Annotated in this window: 13 protein-coding genes; 4 read left to right on the forward strand and 9 right to left on the reverse strand. The window is 73.8% G+C overall.

Annotated features, from left to right (window positions below):
• Positions 1-16: 16 nt before the first annotated feature.
• From ABZV78_RS07010 to pcaF, 8 genes are all read right to left on the reverse strand, one after another.
• Positions 17-898, reverse strand: coding sequence for a fructosamine kinase family protein (locus ABZV78_RS07010; RefSeq protein WP_355636084.1), 882 nt, complete (start codon positions 896-898; stop codon positions 17-19).
• A 23-nt stretch (positions 899-921) separates the two neighbouring features.
• Positions 922-1,629: a VOC family protein gene (locus ABZV78_RS07015; RefSeq protein WP_355636086.1), complete on the reverse strand. Its 708-nt coding sequence runs from the start codon at positions 1,627-1,629 to the stop codon at positions 922-924.
• Positions 1,630-1,752: 123 nt separating this feature from the next.
• Complete coding sequence (locus ABZV78_RS07020) at positions 1,753-3,342, reverse strand: amino acid permease (RefSeq protein ID WP_355636088.1); 1,590 nt, start codon at positions 3,340-3,342, stop codon at positions 1,753-1,755.
• Between the two features lie 286 nt (positions 3,343-3,628).
• Complete coding sequence (locus ABZV78_RS07025) at positions 3,629-4,375, reverse strand: MBL fold metallo-hydrolase (protein ID WP_355636090.1); 747 nt, start codon at positions 4,373-4,375, stop codon at positions 3,629-3,631.
• A 47-nt stretch (positions 4,376-4,422) separates the two neighbouring features.
• Positions 4,423-4,923: a DUF456 domain-containing protein gene (locus tag ABZV78_RS07030; RefSeq protein WP_355636092.1), complete on the reverse strand. Its 501-nt coding sequence runs from the start codon at positions 4,921-4,923 to the stop codon at positions 4,423-4,425.
• The gene (locus ABZV78_RS07035; RefSeq protein ID WP_355636094.1) at positions 4,920-7,148 is read right to left on the reverse strand and encodes an EAL domain-containing protein; all 2,229 of its coding nucleotides are present in this window, start codon (positions 7,146-7,148) and stop codon (positions 4,920-4,922) included. The genes ABZV78_RS07030 and ABZV78_RS07035 overlap by 4 nt, the downstream gene beginning before the upstream one ends.
• 6 nt (positions 7,149-7,154) lie before the next feature.
• Positions 7,155-7,973, reverse strand: coding sequence for an SAM-dependent methyltransferase (locus tag ABZV78_RS07040; RefSeq protein WP_355636096.1), 819 nt, complete (start codon positions 7,971-7,973; stop codon positions 7,155-7,157).
• A 145-nt stretch (positions 7,974-8,118) separates the two neighbouring features.
• Complete coding sequence (gene pcaF, locus ABZV78_RS07045) at positions 8,119-9,324, reverse strand: 3-oxoadipyl-CoA thiolase (RefSeq protein WP_355636098.1); 1,206 nt, start codon at positions 9,322-9,324, stop codon at positions 8,119-8,121.
• A 106-nt stretch (positions 9,325-9,430) separates the two neighbouring features.
• On the opposite strand from pcaF, the gene ABZV78_RS07050 reads away from it, so the two are divergent.
• The 4 genes from ABZV78_RS07050 (at position 9,431) to ABZV78_RS07065 (ending at position 13,675) form a co-directional block, all read left to right on the forward strand.
• A complete protein-coding gene (locus ABZV78_RS07050; protein WP_355636100.1) occupies positions 9,431-10,396 on the forward strand; it encodes a glutathione S-transferase C-terminal domain-containing protein in 966 nt (321 codons plus the stop codon).
• Positions 10,389-11,051: a DUF998 domain-containing protein gene (locus tag ABZV78_RS07055; RefSeq protein ID WP_355636102.1), complete on the forward strand. Its 663-nt coding sequence runs from the start codon at positions 10,389-10,391 to the stop codon at positions 11,049-11,051. Before ABZV78_RS07050 ends, ABZV78_RS07055 begins: the two co-directional genes overlap by 8 nt.
• Before the next feature lie 205 nt (positions 11,052-11,256).
• Positions 11,257-12,546, forward strand: a complete 1,290-nt coding sequence (locus ABZV78_RS07060; RefSeq protein ID WP_355636166.1) for a dicarboxylate/amino acid:cation symporter — start codon at positions 11,257-11,259, stop codon at positions 12,544-12,546.
• A 61-nt stretch (positions 12,547-12,607) separates the two neighbouring features.
• Positions 12,608-13,675, forward strand: coding sequence for an NADH:flavin oxidoreductase/NADH oxidase (locus ABZV78_RS07065; protein ID WP_355636104.1), 1,068 nt, complete (start codon positions 12,608-12,610; stop codon positions 13,673-13,675).
• A gap of 221 nt (positions 13,676-13,896) precedes the next feature.
• On the opposite strand, the gene ABZV78_RS07070 is transcribed toward ABZV78_RS07065, so the two are convergent.
• Complete coding sequence (locus tag ABZV78_RS07070; RefSeq protein WP_355636106.1) at positions 13,897-17,391, reverse strand: ABC transporter ATP-binding protein; 3,495 nt, start codon at positions 17,389-17,391, stop codon at positions 13,897-13,899.
• Positions 17,392-17,432: the final 41 nt, after the last annotated feature.

Raw genomic sequence — 17,432 nt, forward strand, 5'->3', positions numbered from 1 at the left:
CAACGTCGGCCTCTGGTCAGGTTCGCGTCCGGAACGGGGCGAGGGTGGCACGGATCTGGTCGACGGCGCCCCAGTCGTCGTCGAACTGGGCGAGGACGGCGAGGTGTTGTCGCAGCTGGACAATCGGCATGCGGGACCGCCAGTCGCCGTCGAGGGACGTCAGCTCCGCATAGACGTCGAAGAACCGTCGCGCCTCGGGCGGGGGCGCGGTGGACCACACATGGGCGAGGTCGACCTCGGCCCACAGGTAGGACACGGCCGGGTCGATCACCGCTGGCTGGCCGTCCGGCGTGGCCAGGATGTTCTGTGCCCACAGGTCGCCGTGGGTCAGGCATGCCGGCCGGTCCGGCAGCAGGTCGGGCAGCCGTTGACACAGCCGCTCCAGCGCCGCCCGGTCTCCGGAGTCGAGTGCCGCCTCGACGCGGGGCTGCCCGAGCCACCGAAGCAACCGGTGCTGCGCGAAGAACGCAAAGCCGTCGTCGTTCCAGGTATTGATCTGCCGGCGGCGGCCCAGCCAGTTGTCGCGGTGCCATCCGAAGCGGAGATGGGTCGTGGTCATGTGCAGGCGGGCGAGCGCGTGCGCGAACTGCTCCCAGAAGGTCTCGCTGCGCGGCCTCGGTCGCAGCACCGACAACACCAGCAGTTCCCGGTCCGCCAGGATCACCTCGGGTGTCGCCACACCGCCGAGCTCGCGCAGGGCGGCCAGCCCCTCGGCCTCCGCGACGAAGACGTCGTCGGCCGGCGTGTCGGCCAACGCCTTGACGAACACCGATGGCGCGTCCCGGCGGGCGGCTATGCCCGCGAGGGCCGCGACCCCACCCGCCGCCGGCTCCACCGTGACGACATCGCGTATCCCGGCCCGGAGCAGGCGCTCCCGCAGGAACGTCGTCGACGGCATGACGGGCTCCTCGTCCGGATGCGCTAGCGGACGAGGCAGAACGGGTGGCCGGCCGGGTCGGTGAAGACCCTGAAGCGCTCACCGCCGGCGTCCAGCCGGCGGCCGCCCAGCTCCACCACCCGGGCCTCACCGGTGTCGAGGTCGTCGACGAGGAGGTCAAGGTGGGCCTGCTGCGGGTGCGCGGGATCCGGCCAGCGGGGCGGGTTGTGGTCGCCGACCTGCTGGAACATCAGGCTCCTGCCGTCACCGACGACGAGGGCGCCCTCGGGGCCGTCGTAGGTGACCTCCATGCCGGCGAGGTCGGCGTAGAAGCGGGCCAGGGCTGATGCGTCGGGCGCGTCGATCGTCACCGCGAAGAGCCGCATCACCGGCCCCACGCCGTCCGCCTGGCAGAGGTCGAACGGGTGGCCGGCCGGGTCGGCCAGGGTGATCCAGGTCGGTCCGTCGGCCAGGTGGGTGGCGCCGAGGCCGACCGCCCGCTCGGCCTCCGCCCGGGGATCTTCGGTCTGCAGATCGAGGTGGAACTGCTGCGGGTGCGCCTGCCCGGGCCACCGCGGCGGGACATGGTCGGGTGCGCGTTGGAATTCGATCTCCTGACCGTCGGGCGTCCGGAGGCCGAACCGGTCGGGGTCCCGACGGACGACATCCCAACGGGTGAGCCCGGCGTAGAACGTACCGACCCGGTGGATGTCCGCGGCGTCGAAGATGGCCAGGTCCAGACGAGCTGTCACGGCGGTCATGGTCGCTTCCACTCCCTTGCTACTCGGCGGCGGTGACCCGCAGCCGTTCCGGTCCACGACGGCAGCCGAGCCCCTCGTCGGCGCCGGCTGACCCGGCGCCGACGAGGGAGCGGGTCAGGCCGGGCCGTCGGCCGGCGCGGGGTCCACGGTGGAACGCTGCGCCGGCACCTCGACGGTACGGCGGGGGCCGGTGAACCACTTCCGGGCCGAGGCGTACCACCAGATCGCCACGCCCAGCAGCACCCCGCCGATGGCGAGCGGGGCGTAGTTGACGGCCGTCCAGCTGAACTCCGCGTTGCCGGGCACGCCGGCCGGCACGATCGGCAGCACGAAGTAGACGGAGATGATCGCGATCTCGATCACCGCGATCCAGCCGAGCAGCTTGTACCGCCGGCCCAGGGTCCACGGGCCCGGGACGAACCGGTCCCCCATCCGCAGCCGCAGGAAGATCGGTATGAGGAAGGACAGGTACAGCCCGATCACCGCGACCGAGACCACCGCGTAGAAGGCGACCGGCACGCCGGCCTTCTGGTAGAGCGCAGGCAGGGTGAGCACCAGCCCGGCCAGGGTGGCCGCGATGATCGCGTTGACCGGGGTGCCGTTGCGGTTCACCCGGGACCAGAGCCGCCAGCCCGGCACCGCGCGGTCCCGGCTGAACGCGTACGCCATCCGGGACATCGAGGTCACGCAGCTCATCCCGCAGAAGAACTGGCCGATGGTGGAGATGATGATGACGGCCTTGAAGAAGAACGGGGTCAGCGCGGACTCGAAGATCGCCCCGGAGAAGCCGCCGGCCTCGTTGATCGCGTCCACGTCGGTCGCCGCGAAGAGGAAGGCGAGCAGCAGGATCCAGCCGCCCACGGCGGAATAGAAGATCGACCGCCAGAGGCCCTGGGCGGCGGCCTTCGATGCCCCCCGCGTCTCCTCGGAGACGTGCGCGCAGGCGTCGAAGCCGGTGATCGTGTACTGGGTGAGCAGGAAGCCCAGCGGCAGCACGTAGAACCAGAAGGTGAGCCCGCCGGTGTCGCCGTCGCCGAAGCCGGAGTTGTTGAACCGCTCGGTGAAGACGAACTTGAAGCTCTGGTGGTCGTCCGGGACCAGGAGCAGGATGAGCACCACCGCGGCCGCGCCGGCCACGTGCCACCAGACCGAGACGTTCTGGAGTACGTCGATGATCCGGTGCCCGTAGATGTTGATGAGCCCGTGCAGGGCGAGGATCACCACGAACAGCCCGAAGGTCTGGTGCGCCGTGCCGGCCCAGCCGTCGAACAGCGCGGACAGGGTGAGGTTGAGGAATGTGGCGCAGCCGTAGTCGACCGAGGCGGTCACCGCGACCAGGCCGATCAGGTTGAGCCAGCCGGTGAACCAGCCGTGCACGGGCCGTCCCATGGTGGCGGCCCACCAGTAGATCCCGCCGGCGGTCGGGTAGGCCGAGACCAGCTCGGCCATGCAGAAGCCGATGATCAGGATGAACAGCGAGATCAGCGGCCAGCCCCAGGAGATGGCGACCGGACCGCCGTTGTTCCACGCCTGGCCGAAGGTGGTGAAGCAGCCGGCCAGGATCGAGATGATCGAGAACGAGATGGCGAAGTTGGAGAAGCCGCTCCACTTGCGGTGCAGCTCCTGTTTGTAGCCGAGTTCGGCGAGCCGTCGGGCGTCGTCGTCCATGGGTTGTTCGGCGGTCGGCGCGGGCGTCGTGGCCACTGCACACCTCCTCGAGGTGGATTCCCCGGTGCGAGTGGGCAAAGTGTGATCCCGTCGATCAAGGCGGTCAATACGGCAGGCGTGGGAATCTCACGGCCGGCACGGCTAATTGCGTTGCCGCGCGAACCCGTTCCGGGGCATCCTTGAGCCCGTGACCAGGCCCGATCGCGACGGGCCACCGCCGGGCGCTCGGCAACGCCCGGTCCGCGACGGCGCGCGGCGTCCACCTCTCTCTCACTGAAGTACGGCGGTTCGCCGTACCCCCGGACGCCCGCGCCGTCGCCTCCTACCCCCCGACCATGTGCACCAGGCCCGGCACGGCCACGTCCACCGGCCCGGCGTACCCGCGTCGCGCCGCCGCGACGGCCTCCGCCGGGTCGGTCCCGGGCCACAGATGGGTGAGCAGCACCCGGCGCGCCCCGGCCGCGGCCGCGTACCGGCCCACCTCGGCGGCGCTGGACAGGTTGCCGACGTGCCGGTCCGGGATCTCCGCCGGATACGTCGCCTCGGCGATCAGCAGGTCGGCGTCCCGGGCCAGCTCGACGAGGTCCGGGCTGGTTCCGGTGTCCCCGGTGTAGGCGAGCACCGCGTCCCGGCCGGTGAACCGGGCGCCGACGTTGGGCACCCAGTGCGGCAACGACCAGGTGTCCACCCGGAACGGCCCGAGATCGAACGGCTCTCCCGGCGCGAGAGCCGCCAACCGGTATGCCCCGTCGACCAGGCCCGGCTCGTCGATGGCGAGCAGGCGGTCCAGAGCCCCGGCGGGCGCGTACACGGGCAGCGGCGGGCCGGCCCGGTCGGCGAGCACCCGGGCCCGCAGCAGCGGTTGCAGGTCGGCGCAGTGATCCGGGTGGCCGTGGCTGACGTAGACCGCGTCGACCTGCGCCGCGGGGACGCGTGCCAGCAGCGGTTGCAGGGTCGCGTATCCGGGGTCGACCAGCAGCCGGAAGCCCGCGTGTTCGACCAGGAAGCCGGAGCACGACTGCTCGGCGGTGGGCCAGGCGCCGAGCCCACCGAGAACGGTGATCCGCACGAGGCGACCCTAACCGGCGGAAGTGGCGGGACGCTGCCCCGATCCGGTCAGGCGAACAGGAGCCCGGCCACCCAGAGCACGGCGATGACCAGCCCGGCCAGGAACTCGACCAGCATGGACAGCCCGGCCGCCTTGAGCGCCTGCACGGTGGCCGGCCAGGCGAGCTGGTTGCTGCCCAGCCGCAGCCGTTCCGCACCCCAGATCCCGCCCACGAAGCCGATCGGCAGGCCGACCACCGGGATGACGAAGAAGCCGACCAGGCCGAGCAGCCCGCCGGCCAGCAGCGACGAGGTGGGCACCCCGGTCCGTTTCAGGTTCCGCCCCGGCCAGAGGTACTTGACCACGCCGCCGCCCACGGCGACCACGGTGGCGGCGGCCAGCACCGCCCAGCGGCCCGGACCGGCGTCGCCGAACAGCGTCCACACCAGCACCCCGCCCCAGCAGAGCGGCAGCGCCGGCAGCCCGGGCACCACCACCCCGGCCAGGCCCGCCACGATGGCCAGCGCGGCCACCACCGACACCACCGCCTGCGAATCGCCGAGGCTCACCGCGTCTCCTCCCGGGCCTGCGCCTGGCCCGCGCGCTGCTCCGGAAGGCGCGAGCGGGTCCCCTGGGCCCCTTCCTTACCCTCCAGCCGGCGGCGGATATCGGCCGCGGGCACCGGAGGGCCGAACCAGCGGCCCTGCCCGGTGTCGCAGCGCAGCGACCGCAGCCGCTCGGCCTGTTCCTCGGTCTCCACCGCCTCGGCGGTCACCCACAGCTCCAGCGCGTGGGCCAGCCGGACCAGCGCGTCCACGATCCGCTCGTCGCGGTGGTCGGCGACCAGGTCCGCGCCGTCGGCCCGGATCCCCTCGACGAACGGGCCGGCCAGCTTCAGGCAGTGGATGGGCAGCCGCCGCAGGTACGCCAGGTTCGAGTAGCCGGTGCCGAAGTCGTCGATGGCCAGCCGGATGCCGAGGTCGGCGAGCTGATGCAGGGCGCGCAGCGGCTCCCCGGCGGTGCCCATCACGGCGCTCTCGGTCAGCTCCAGTTGCAGCAGCTCGGCGGGGAGCCCGGTGCGCTGCAACGCCTCGGCGACGGTCTCCACGATGGCCGGGTCGTCGGCCTGCCGGGCGGCCAGGTTGACGTTGACCATCAGCCGCGCCTCCGGGTACGCCCGCCGCCAGCTCTCGGCGTCCCGGCACGCCTGCCGGAGCACCCAGGCGCCGAGCCGGACGATCAGGCCGGTCTCCTCGGCCAGCCCGATGAACCGGTCCGGGCCGATCAGCCCCAGCTCGGGGTGCTGCCAGCGGACCAGCGCCTCCACCGCCACCATCGAGCCGTCGAGCAGCGAGACGATCGGCTGGTAGTGCAGCACGAACTCGCCCCGGTCCAGCGCGGCGGGCAGGTTGGCGGCCAGCGCCGAGCGGGCGATGTCGGCGGCGCTGCGCTCCGGGTCGTAGACCGCCCAGCGGCCCCGTCCCTCGGCCTTGGCCCAGTAGAGCGTGGTGTCGGCGGCCTTCATGAGGTCGGAGACGCTGGTCTCGGCGGCCGGGCACTCCACGATGCCGATGCTCGCCGAGACGGCGAGCTGCTGGTCGCCGACGTGCACCGGGGCGGAGACCGCGGCCAGGGCCAGCTCGGCCACCTCGACCGCGTCGTCGAGGCCGCCGTCGGAGTCGACCAGGATGACGAACTCGTCGCCGCCCATCCGGGCCACCAGGTGGCCGCGGCCGGACACGCAGTCGGCCAGCCGCCGGGCGATCACCTTGAGCAGCCGGTCGCCCAGGTCGTGGCCGAGGCTGTCGTTGATCGCCTTGAAGCCGTCCAGGTCGATGAAGCAGAGCCCGACCCGCTGCTCCGGCTCGGCGGTGTCGAAGAGGTGGCCGAGCGTGTCGAAGAAGAGCGTCCGGTTGGGCAGGCCGGTGAGCGGGTCGTGCAGCGCCTGGAAGCGCAGCCGCTGCTGGAGCTGGTACCGCTCGGTGATGTCCTCGATCATCGCCACGGTGAACCGGGGGCGGCCGTCGTCGTGGCGGATCAGCGAGACGGCGAGGTCGGTCCAGACCACGCTGCCGTCCTTGCGGTGGTAGCGCTTCTCCACCCGGGCACCGTCCCGCTTGCCCTCGACCAGCTCCTGGTACAGCTCCCACATGCCGGCGGCGTCGTCGGCGTGGAACAGCCCGTCCACGGTGAGCTCCCGCAGCTCGGCGACGGTGTAGCCGAGCATGTCCGCGAAGGACTGGTTGACCTCGATGATCCGCCCGTCCACCCCGGCGATGCCGATGCCGATCGCCGCCCCGGTGAAGACCGCGCGGAACCGTGCCTCGCTGTCCCGCAGCGCCTGCTCCACCGCGTCCCGGGCCTGCCAGGCCGAGCGGGCGATCCGCTCCTGCTGGCTGAACACCCGGTCGCGCAGCGCCCGGCCGAAGCCGGCGGCGAACGCGCCCTGCATGGCGGCGATCCGCTCCCGCACCTCGGGCAGCTCCACCCGGGCGGGCAGCACCCAGGTCAGGAAGCGGTCGCCGAGCGCCTGCACCGACCAGTCGAGCACCCCGGGCTCGGTGAGGTGCGCCTCGACCAGGGCCCGCCCGACGTCCTCCGCGGGCTGGGCGGAGAACGTCGGGGCGAGCAGGGCCCGACCGAGCCGGACGGTGTGCGCCAGCAGCAACCGCTCGGTCTCGGCCGCGCTCAGCGGCACGAACCCGATGCGCCGCACCGCCCGGGCCCACTCGGCGGCGTACGCCGCGGCGCCCGGCCGGCTGAAGTCGCCCCCGTCGGGGTCCGGGGCGCGCATGTCGGCTCAGCCGTCGGCGCGGTCGTACCGGGCGACACCGCCGAACGCCCCGAACCGCTCGGGGTGCTCGTCCACGTCGGACGGCGCGTCGGGCCGCCAGAGCGGCATGTGCACGACCCCCGGTTCGAGCACCGTCCAGTCACCGAAGTAGCCGGCGATCTCGGCCCGCGAGCGCAGCGTGATCTCGGTGGCGGTGCGCGCCGACAGCCGCTGCGCGTCAAGCATCTCCTGCGGCTGGTCCTCGAAGGTCGAGTGCGAGATGACCAGGAAGCTGCCGGGTGCCGCGGCGGCCCGCAGAGTGGCCAGGATGTCGCCCGGCCGGTCGTCGTCGGGGATGAAGTGCACCACCCCGGCGAGCAGGATGCCGAGCGGGCGGTCGAAGTCGATCAGGCCGCTCGCCCGGGCCTGGTCCAGGATCAGCTTCGGCTCCCGCAGGTCGGCCAGGATCGCGGTGGCCCGGTCGTTGCCGGCGAGCAGTTCCCGGCTGTGCGCCACGGCGACCGGGTCAATGTCGACGTAGACGATCCGGGCCTCGGGGTTGGCCGCCTGGGCGACCTCGTGCACGTTGCCGACCGTGGGAATCCCCGAGCCGATGTCGAGGAACTGGTCGATGCCGGCGTCGAGCAGCACCCGGACGGCCCGGCGCAGGAACTCCCGCCCCGAGCGCATGGTGGCCGCCAGGTTCGGCGTCATGGTGGCGATCTGCTCGGCGAGCTGCCGGTCGATCTCGAAGTTGTGCGCGCCGCCGAGGAAGTAGTCGTAGACCCGGGCCGCGCTCGGCCGGCTCAGGTCGATCTCGGCGGGAATTCCGTCCGGCGTCTGCATCGCTCGGTCCCCCAGGTCGTCGCCGCTGTCCGCGGGGAGCCCGGACGCGGGCGGCCCGCATGAGTCGTGTGGTCCACACCACTCTATGCGCGCACACCCGCGAACGGGAGATCCACTGTCGACGGTGCGGGGCCGGCCCGCGCCGTCAGGCCGCCGACTCCAGCAGCAGCGAGATGCCCTGCCCGACGCCGATGCACATGGTCGCCAGGGCCCGCCGCCCGCCCCGCCGGCGCAGCTCCAGCGCGGCGGTGAGGGCCAGCCGGGCGCCGCTGGCACCGAGCGGGTGGCCGAGCGCGATGGCCCCGCCGTTCGGGTTGACGTGCTCGGCGTCCTCGGGCAGCCCCAGCTCGCGCAGCACCGCCACCGACTGGGCGGCGAACGCCTCGTTCAGCTCGATCACGTCGAGGTCGGCCAGGCCCAGGCCCTGCCGGTCGAGCAGCTTGCGGGTGGCCGGCACCGGCCCGATGCCCATGATCCGCGGCGGCACGCCGGCCGCCGCCGCCCCGGTCACCCGGGCCAGCGGGGTGAGGCCGTACCGCTCGACGGCCGCCGCGGAGGCGACCAGCAGGGCCACCGCGCCGTCGTTGACGCCGGAGGAGTTGCCGGCGGTCACCGTGCCGCCCTCGCGGAACGGGGTGGGCAGGGCGGCGAGCTTCGTAAGCGAGGTCTCCCGGGGGTGCTCGTCGGCCTCGACCAGCTTCGTCTCCCGCTTGCCGGCCGGCACGGTCACCGGCACGATCTCCTCGGCCAGCCGGCCGTCGGCCTGCGCCTTGGCGGCGCGCTGCTGGGAGCGGAACGCGAACTCGTCCTGCGCGGCGCGGTCGACGCCGAAGTCCGCGGCGACGTTCTCCGCCGTCTCCGGCATCGAGTCGATGCCCCACTGCTTCTTCATCAGCGGGTTCACCAACCGCCAGCCGATGGTGGTGTCGTACACCTCGGCGGTGCGGGCGAACGCGGTGGTGGCCTTCGGCATCACGAAGGGCGCCCGGCTCATGCTCTCCACCCCGCCGGCGACCAGGAGGTCGGCCTCCCCGGCCACGACGGCCCGGGCGGCGGTGGCGAGGGCGTCCAGGCCGGAGCCGCAGAGCCGGTTGACCGTGCTGCCGGGCACCTCCTCGGGCAGCCCGCCGAGCAGCGCCGCCATCCGGGCCACGTTGCGGTTGTCCTCGCCGGCCTGGTTGGCGCAGCCCAGGATCACGTCGTCGGTGCGGGCCCAGTCCACCGAGGGGTGGCGGGCGACCAACTCCCGGATCACGTGCGCGGCCAGGTCGTCCGGGCGCACCCCGGCGAGGGCGCCGGCGTACCGGCCGATCGGGGTGCGGACACCGGCCACGAGGTATGCGACGGTCATCGGCGCTCAGTCCTTCGGGGGTGGGCGAGGGGTGGCGGGTCGCCCGCCGGGTCACGGGGACGCCCGGCGCCAGGATATCCACGCCCGGAACGGATAGGTTGGCCGCATGGCCCGGGCCCAGTTCAGCGCAGAGACCGCCGGCGGCGGGGCGTTCGTCCGCCAGCCCAACCGGTTCACCGGTCGGGTCACCCCGCACTCGACCTCCCCGGAGGGCGGCGGACCCGACGACCAGGACCGCTGGCCGCTGGAGGCGGGCCGCTACCGGCTGATCTGGTGCCGGGCCTGCCCGTGGGCCCACCGGGCCCGGATCGTGCGCGGCCTGCTCGGGCTGGACGAGGTGATCTCGCTGGGCACGGTCGACCCGATCCGCGACGAGCGGGGCTGGCGGTTCAGCCTCGACCAGGACGGCTTCGACCCGGTGCTGGGCATCGGGTACCTGAGCGACGCTTACCTGGCCACCGACCCCGACTACACCGGCCGGGTGACCGTGCCGGCCCTGGTCGACACCCTCACCGGCCGGGTGGTCACCAACGACTACCCGCAGCTCACCCTCGACTTCGCCACCGAGTGGCGGCGGTTCCACAGGCCGGGGGCGCCCGATCTCTACCCGGTCGAGCTGCGCCCGGAACTGGATGCGCTGATGGCGGAGATCCACCGGGACGTCAACAACGGCGTCTACCGGTGCGGCTTCGCCACCTCGCAGGAGGCCTACGACGAGGCGTACACGGCGCTGTTCGCTCGGCTGGACGCGCTGTCGGAGCGGCTGTCCGGGCGGCGCTACCTGATGGGCGATCGGATCACCGAGGCCGACGTGCGGCTCTTCACCACGCTGGTCCGCTTCGACGTGGCGTACCACGGGCACTTCAAGTGCAACCGGCAGAAGCTCACCGAGATGCCGGTGCTCTGGGCGTACGCCCGGGATCTGTTCCAGACGCCGGGCTTCGGCGAGACGGTCGACTTCGACCACATCAAGCGGCACTACTACGCCACCCACGAGATGATCAACCCGACCCGGATCGTGCCGCTCGGTCCGGACCTGTCGGGCTGGACCACGCCGCACGGGCGTGGCTGACGCCGGCGTCCTGCGGGCCGCCGCCGCGTCCGCCGCCGCCGGGTGCACCGTGGCCGGGGTGGTCGCCGTGACCGTCGCCGTGGTCGCCGGTCCGGGTCCGGGCCTGACCGGGTACGTCAGCGAGGCCGGCGTCACCGCCAGCGGGTACGCCGGGGCGTACCGGATCGGGGTCTTCGCCCTGGCTGCGGCGCTGCTGCTGCTCGCCGCGGCGCTGCCCCCGGCGCTGCGGGCCGCGGCCGCGCTGCTCGTGGCGGGCGCCGCCGGCACGGCGCTCTCCGGGGCGGTGACCTGCTCCACCGGCTGCCCGCTGCCGCCGTTCGAGGCCGCCACGGTGGCCGACCTGGTGCACGGCGGCGCGAGCATCGCGGCCACCGCCGCCGTGGTCTTCGCCATGCTGGCGGTGGTGCTCGCCCCGGCGGCGGGGCGGGCCCTGCGCCGGGTGGCCGCGGTGGGCGCTTCCCTGGCGCTGCCGCTGTCCGGGGCGGTCGGGCTGGCCATGCTGCTGGCCGGCCGCGGCGGCCTGGTCGGGGTGCTGGAACGGCTGCTGCTCGCCGTGGCGGCCGGCTGGGGGCTGGTCACCGCCGGGGTGCTGGGACTGGGGCAACGGCGCCCGATCGTGACGAACGGATCGCCGGGGCGTGAACCGGACCTGTAAGGATCGTCACGCCTATCGCTCCTTCCACCTCGGCGCCGGCCGGGAGTAGCGTTCGCGGGCGATGACCAACGTCTGGCACCTCACCGTGCGCCTGTATGTCGACCTCCGACTGCAGGCCAGCGGCATCTGTCCGGCGCAGCCGCTCTCCTGACGCTGCCCCGTTCACCCACCACCAGACCTTGGACAGATCCCCATGGCTTCCGCCCTGCGCAAGATCCCCTTTTCCGTGCAGATCCTGCTCGGCCTCGTCCTCGGCGTGGCGCTCGGCTTCCTCGCCCGCGCCAACGACCTCGCCTGGCTGACCAGCACCCTCGACACCGTCGGCGGCCTCTTCGTCCAGCTGCTCAAGCTGGCCGTGCCGCCGCTGGTCTTCACCGCCATCGTGGTCAGCGTGGTCAGCCTGCGCGGCGTGGCCAACGCCGCCCGGCTGGCGCTCAAGACGCTGCTCTGGTTCGGCATCACCGCGCTGATCGCGGTGAGCATCGGCATCGGCCTCGGCCTGCTCACCAACCCGGGCAAGGGCGTCACCCTCGACCTGGCCGGCGCCACCGCGCCCAAGAAGACCGGCTCCTGGACCGACTTCCTCACCGGCATCGTGCCGACCAACCCGGTCGGCGCGTTCGTCGAGGGCAACGTCCTCCAGATCGTCTTCCTCGCCCTGGTGGTCGGCGCCGCCGCGCTGCTCATCGGCGAGGCCGCCGAGCCGTTCGTGACCCTCAACCGCTCGGTGCTGGCCATCGTGCAGAAGGCGCTCTGGTGGGTCATCCGGCTCGCCCCGATCGGCACCCTCGGCCTGATCGGCAACGCCGTCGCCTCGTACGGCTGGGACCTGCTGGCCCCGCTCGCGAAGTTCACCACGGCCGTCTACGTCGGCTGCGCCATCGTGCTGTTCGTGGTCTACCCGCTGGTGCTGGTGGCCGCCGGCCGGCTCAACCCGCTGCGCTTCTTCGCCGGCGCCTGGCCCGCCATCGAGCTGGCCTTCGTCTCCCGCTCCTCGGTGGGCACCATGCCGGTGACCCAGCGCTCCGTCGAGCGTCTCGGCGTCCCCCGCGAGTACGCCTCCTTCGCCGTGCCGTTCGGCGCCACCACGAAGATGGACGGCTGCGCCGCCATCTACCCGGCCCTCGCCGCGATCTTCGTGGCGCAGGTCTTCGGGGTGCACCTGGGCGTCACCGACTACCTGCTAATCGCCTTCGTGTCGGTGGTCGGCTCGGCCGCCACGGCCGGCCTGACCGGCGCCATCGTCATGCTGACCCTGACCCTGAGCACGCTCGGCCTGCCGCTGGCCGGCGCCGGCCTGCTGCTGGCCATCGACCCGATCCTCGACATGATCCGCACCGCCACCAACGTGGCCGGCCAGGCCCTGGTGCCGACCGTCGTGGCCGCCCGCGAGGGCACCCTCGACCGGACCGCGTACGACTCGGCCGGCAGGCGCGACCTGGTCGACGCTGTCGAGGCTCCGGAGAGCGGCCGGCTCACCCCGGTAGCCGCCTGAGCAGATCGTTTCCCGGGGGGAGGGCTTCGGCCCTCCCCCCGCCGCGTTGAAGGATGACCACATGAGTGCCCTGTTCACCCCGCTCACCCTGCGCGGCGTCACCCTGCCCAACCGGGTGGCGCTCGCCCCGATGTGCCAGTACAGCGCCGGCCCGGACGGCCTGCCCACCGACTGGCACCGCGTCCACCTCGGCTCCCGCGCGGTCGGCGGCGCCGGACTGATCATCACCGAGGCGACCGCCGTGGTGCCCGAGGGGCGGATCAGCCCGCAGGACACCGGCCTCTGGTCCGACGCGCACGTCGAGGCGTGGCGACCGATCACCGCGTTCATCGCCGCCCAGGGGTCGGTGCCGGCCGTGCAGCTCGCGCACGCCGGGTTCAAGGCGTCGACGTACCGGCCGTGGGCCGGGCACCGGGGCGGCGTGCCGGACACCGAGGGCGGCTGGACCCCCGTCGGCCCCGGCGCCGAGCCGTTCCTGCCGGACTACCGCACGCCGGCCGCGCTGGACGAGGCCGGCATCGCCGCGGTGGTCGAGGCGTTCGCCACCGCCGCCCGGCGGGCGCTCGACGCCGGCTTCGCCGCCGTGGAGATCCACGCCGCGCACGGCTACCTGCTGCACGAGTTCCTCTCCCCGCTCACCAACCACCGGACCGACGGCTACGGCGGCGACCGGGCCGGCCGCATGCGCCTGACCCTGGAGGTGGCCCGGGCGGTCCGCGCCGCGGTCGGCGAGGCCGTTCCGGTGCTCACCCGGATCTCCGCCACCGACTGGGTGGACGGCGGCTGGACCATCGAGGACAGCGTGGTGCTCGCCGGCGAACTGGCCGCCGCCGGCGTGGACCTGGTGGACACCTCCTCCGGCGGCGCCTCCGCCGCAGCGAGCATCCCGATCGGCCCCGGCTACCAGGTGCCCCTCGCCGCCCGGATCCGCCGCGACGCGGGCGTGCTGACCGGCGCCGTCGGCCTGATCGTCGAGCCCGAGCAGGCCGAGCAGATCGTCGCCGACGGCGAGGCCGACCTGGTCCTCCTCGGCCGCGAACTCCTCCGCGACCCCTACTGGCCCCACCGCGCCGCCGCCAAACTCACCCCCACCCCCACCTGGCCCAACCAGTACACCCGCGCCTTCTAACCCATCCGCCGCCCTCCGCCCGCGGCCCGCCCGCTCGCCTGGCCCGCGTTGATCATGAAGTTAGCGGCACGATCCGCCCGATTTGTCGCCGCTAACTTCATGATCACCGGGGCCAGCCCGAGACGCGGGGGCCCGGGCGGAAGGGGTGCGTCAGGCGAGCCGGGCCGGAATGGCGGAGCCGGACCGCGACGGGGTGCGGCCCGGACTGGGCGGGAGAACGGTCAGCCCGCCAGGTGGCCCCAGCGGGATTCCAGGTCGTGCCACGGCCCCTGAGCCGCCACCGTGCCGTCGACCAGCACCACCACATGGTCCGCGCGCACCAGCGCCGCCCGCTTCGCGGTCGAGCCGACCACCGTCACCCCGTGCTCGCGCAGCGCCGCCCAGAGCGCCAGCTCCGTCGTCACGTCCAGCGCGGACGAGACGTCGTCCGCGACCAGCAGTTCGGTACGCGGCGCGAGCGCCCGGGCCAGCGCCAGCCGCTGGAGCTGCCCGCCGGAGAGCCGGGTGCCCTTGTGCCCGATGAGCAGCCCGAGCCCGCCCCCGGCGGCCGCCAGGTCGTGGTCGAGCTGGGCGGTCGACACCGCGTCGGCGGCGTCCACCTGGTGCCCGAGCGCGATGTTGTCGGCCACCGTGCCGGAGAGCACCCGGGGCAGCTGTCCGACGTACCCGACCTGGTTGGGGCGGAGGAACAGCTCCGGCTCGGTGACCGGCTCGTCGTTCCAGCGCAGCGTGCCGGTGTGGTGCACGATTCCGGCGAGGGCCCGCAGCAGCGACGACTTTCCCGCGCCGACCGGCCCTACCACCAGCACCAGCTGCCCACGGTCGACCGTCAGGTCGACGTCGCGGACGGCGAGGGTGCCGTCGGAGTGCAGCGCGCCGAAGCCGGTCAGCTCCAGCCGGCGCAGCGGGTGCCGGGGCGGGGGTTCCGGCGCCGGGGCGGTGCCGGCGGCCAGGTCCAGCCCGGGCACCGTCGCCGAGTAGGTGGCCACCCCGGCCATCGCCACGGTCCGCCTGGTCCACACCCGGGCCGACGGGTAGTGCGAGACCAGCGACGCGGTGGTCCAGGCGAACCAGCGGGCCGCGCCGAGGGTGGAGACCGCGACCAGGGTGGCCCCGGCGGAGAGCCCGCCGGCCAGGTAGAGCGCCCAGGCCCCGATCGGCAGCAGCCCGCTGGCGATCGACGGGGTGGACCGGGCCCACACCTGCATGGCGATCTCCCGGCGCTGCCGGTCGCTGCGCACCGTGTCCAGCTTCGCGAGGTGGTCCAGCACCGGGCGGGTGGCGCCGGCGAGCTTCACCGTACGGGCGGCGGAGAGGGAGGAGACCAAGGCGGTGGCGAAGGCGGCGCGGGCCTTGACGGTGCCGCCGGCGGTGCGCTCCAGCCGCGGCCCGAACAGGGTCGCCGCCAGCCCGGAGACCACCATCGTCCCGACGAAGAACAGCGCCGGTACGACGCTGCCGGTCACCAGGGTCATGGTGATCACGATGGCCAGCGAGATGAACTGGTCCATCAGGTTGTCGGCGAGCTGCACCACCCGGTCGGTGTCGCCGCCCTGGGCCACCACCTCGGCCGGGGTGTGCCCGCTGACCCGGCGCGCCCCGGTCTGCCCGTGCACCAGCCGTGCGCTGATCCGCAGCATCTGCCGGATCCACCACTGCGGGAACCAGAGGTTGGTCAGGTACGGCAGCGGCAGCACCAGCAGCAGCGCGGCGACGATGCCCAGCGCCGGCAGCCACGGGTCGCCCCCGCCGACCACCTCGGCCCAGAGCCAGGGCAGCACCGAGCCGTCCAGCCCGAGCAGGGTCATCACGATGAACAGGCTGACGGAGACCAGCCCGTACCGCGGGTCGTTGGTGCCGAGGCGGAGGATCTCCCGCAGGGTCCGCGCGGGCGGTGGGGCGGGCAGCGGCGGCGGGTCGGCGCGCGGCACCGCGACCTGGCGCGGCACGGTGGCCGGCTCGGCCGGTGCGGCCGGCTCGTCGGGCCACCCGTCGGGGTCGTCCAGCAGGTCCACCCCGCCGCGGCGGGCGCCGGCGCCCGCGTAGGCGCTGGCGTGGCTGGTGGCGAGCAGCTCGGCGAAGCGGGCCGACTCGCGCAGCGGGCCGGCCTCCAGCACCGCGCCGTCGGCCATCACGACGACCTCGTCGCAGCGGCGCACCGAGGAGAGCCGGTGTGCGATGACGATGCCGATCCGGTCGGTGAGCAGCCGTTCGGTGGCCTGGCGTACCCGGTTCTCGGTGACCGGGTCGAGCCGGGCGGTGGCCTCGTCGAGGATCACCACGTGGGGGTCACGGACCAGGATCCGGGCGAACGCGACGAGTTGCTCCTGCCCGGCGGAGAGCACGTGCCCGCCCTCGCCGAGCCGGGTGTGCACGCCGTCGGGGAGTTCGGCGATCCAGCCGGCCAGCCCCAGCTCCGCCAGCGCCCGGGTGGCGTCGTCGAGCAGGTCCGGGTCGAAGAGCGCGACGTTCTCGGCGAGGGTGCCGGCGAGGATCTCGGTGCGCTGGGGCACCACGGCGATCCACCGGCGCAGCGCCTCGACGTCGAGGTCGACCAGGTCGGTGTCGCCCAGGAAGACGGTGCGGGATGGCACGTCCACGGCCCGGGTGAGCACCTTGGCCAGCGTCGACTTGCCGGATCCGGTCCGGCCGACCAGGGCGTAGGACCGGCCGCGGGCGAAGGTGAGCGTGACATCACGCAACGCCGGCCCGCGCTCGTCGCCGGTGGCCGGGTAGCGGAAGGTGAGCCCGCGGACGGTCAGGTCCCCGTCGATCGGGACGGCGCCGCCGGTGGGCTCCTGCCGGGAGTCGGCCAGCAACTGCACCCGCGCCCACGCGCCGAGCGCCTGTTGCAGGTGCGGCACCCAGCGGGCGATGTGCTCGACGGTCGCGCCGAAGGCGAGGGCGAGCAGCCAGATCGCGGTGAGCCGGGCGGCGTCCACCCGGCCGGTGGCGAGCGCCCAGGCGCCGGCCAGGACCACGGCGGCGATGCCGACCCGGACGCCGCCGGCGGCCAGTGCGGTGACCCGGGCGGACAGCCGGAAGACCCGGCCGCCCCGGGCGATCACCTCGGCGGCCCGGCGGGCGTAGAGGCGCAGCACGTACGGCCGGGCCAGGCTGGTGCGCACGTCGTCCTGGCCGTGCACCGCCTCCTCCATCACGGCGGCCAGGTCGGACCAGGCCTCCTCCTCGACCATCCGGGCCGGGGCGATCCGGGCGGTCGGGCGGCGCAGCGCCACGCCGAGCAGCGCGGTGAGCAGGATCATCCCGATGCCGGCCGGCCACCAGACGACCAGCGCGCTGATCGTGGCGAGCAGGCAGACGGCGACCCCCTGGACGAGCCGTACGCCGGTGTTCCGCATCTCGGCGGCGACCTGGTAGACGTCGTTGTCGATCCGGTCGAGCAACTCGCCGACCGGGGTGGTCTCCAGGGTGGGCAGGTCCTGCCCGAGCGCGACCCGGCAGAGCCGGCGGCGGACGTCGGCGGACCAGTCGGCCGTGAGGCCGGCCATCAGCAGCCCGATGAGCAGGTCGGTGACCACGGCGGCGACCAGCGCCACCGCCAGCGCGGTGAACCAGCCGAACGAGCGGTGGACGAGCACCGGCCCGGCCAGCGCCGAGGCGGCGGCCTGGCCGCCGGCGCCGAGCACGATCAGCAGCAGGACGACCGCCATTCGACGCGGCGCGGTGGCCCAGAGGTCGCGGAGCAGGCGCATGGACAGTCCTCCGGACTCGGGTCGGTGGGGGCGGTATCCCC

The sequence above is a fragment of the Micromonospora sp. NPDC004540 genome, from assembly GCF_040610095.1.
Classification (GTDB): Bacteria; Actinomycetota; Actinomycetes; order Mycobacteriales; family Micromonosporaceae; genus Micromonospora.

Bases quoted from the DNA above. Each gene is read 5' to 3' on its own strand.
- ABZV78_RS07040 (WP_355636096.1), bottom strand. From the start codon at position 7,973: ATGCAGACGCCGGACGGAATTCCCGCCGAGATCGACCTGAGCCGGCCG.
- ABZV78_RS07035 (WP_355636094.1), bottom strand. From the start codon at position 7,148: ATGCGCGCCCCGGACCCCGACGGGGGCGACTTCAGCCGGCCGGGCGCC.
- ABZV78_RS07050 (WP_355636100.1), top strand. From the start codon at position 9,431: ATGGCCCGGGCCCAGTTCAGCGCAGAGACCGCCGGCGGCGGGGCGTTC.
- pcaF (WP_355636098.1), bottom strand. From the start codon at position 9,324: ATGACCGTCGCATACCTCGTGGCCGGTGTCCGCACCCCGATCGGCCGG.
- ABZV78_RS07070 (WP_355636106.1), bottom strand. From the start codon at position 17,391: ATGCGCCTGCTCCGCGACCTCTGGGCCACCGCGCCGCGTCGAATGGCG.
- ABZV78_RS07010 (WP_355636084.1), bottom strand. From the start codon at position 898: ATGCCGTCGACGACGTTCCTGCGGGAGCGCCTGCTCCGGGCCGGGATA.
- ABZV78_RS07065 (WP_355636104.1), top strand. From the start codon at position 12,608: ATGAGTGCCCTGTTCACCCCGCTCACCCTGCGCGGCGTCACCCTGCCC.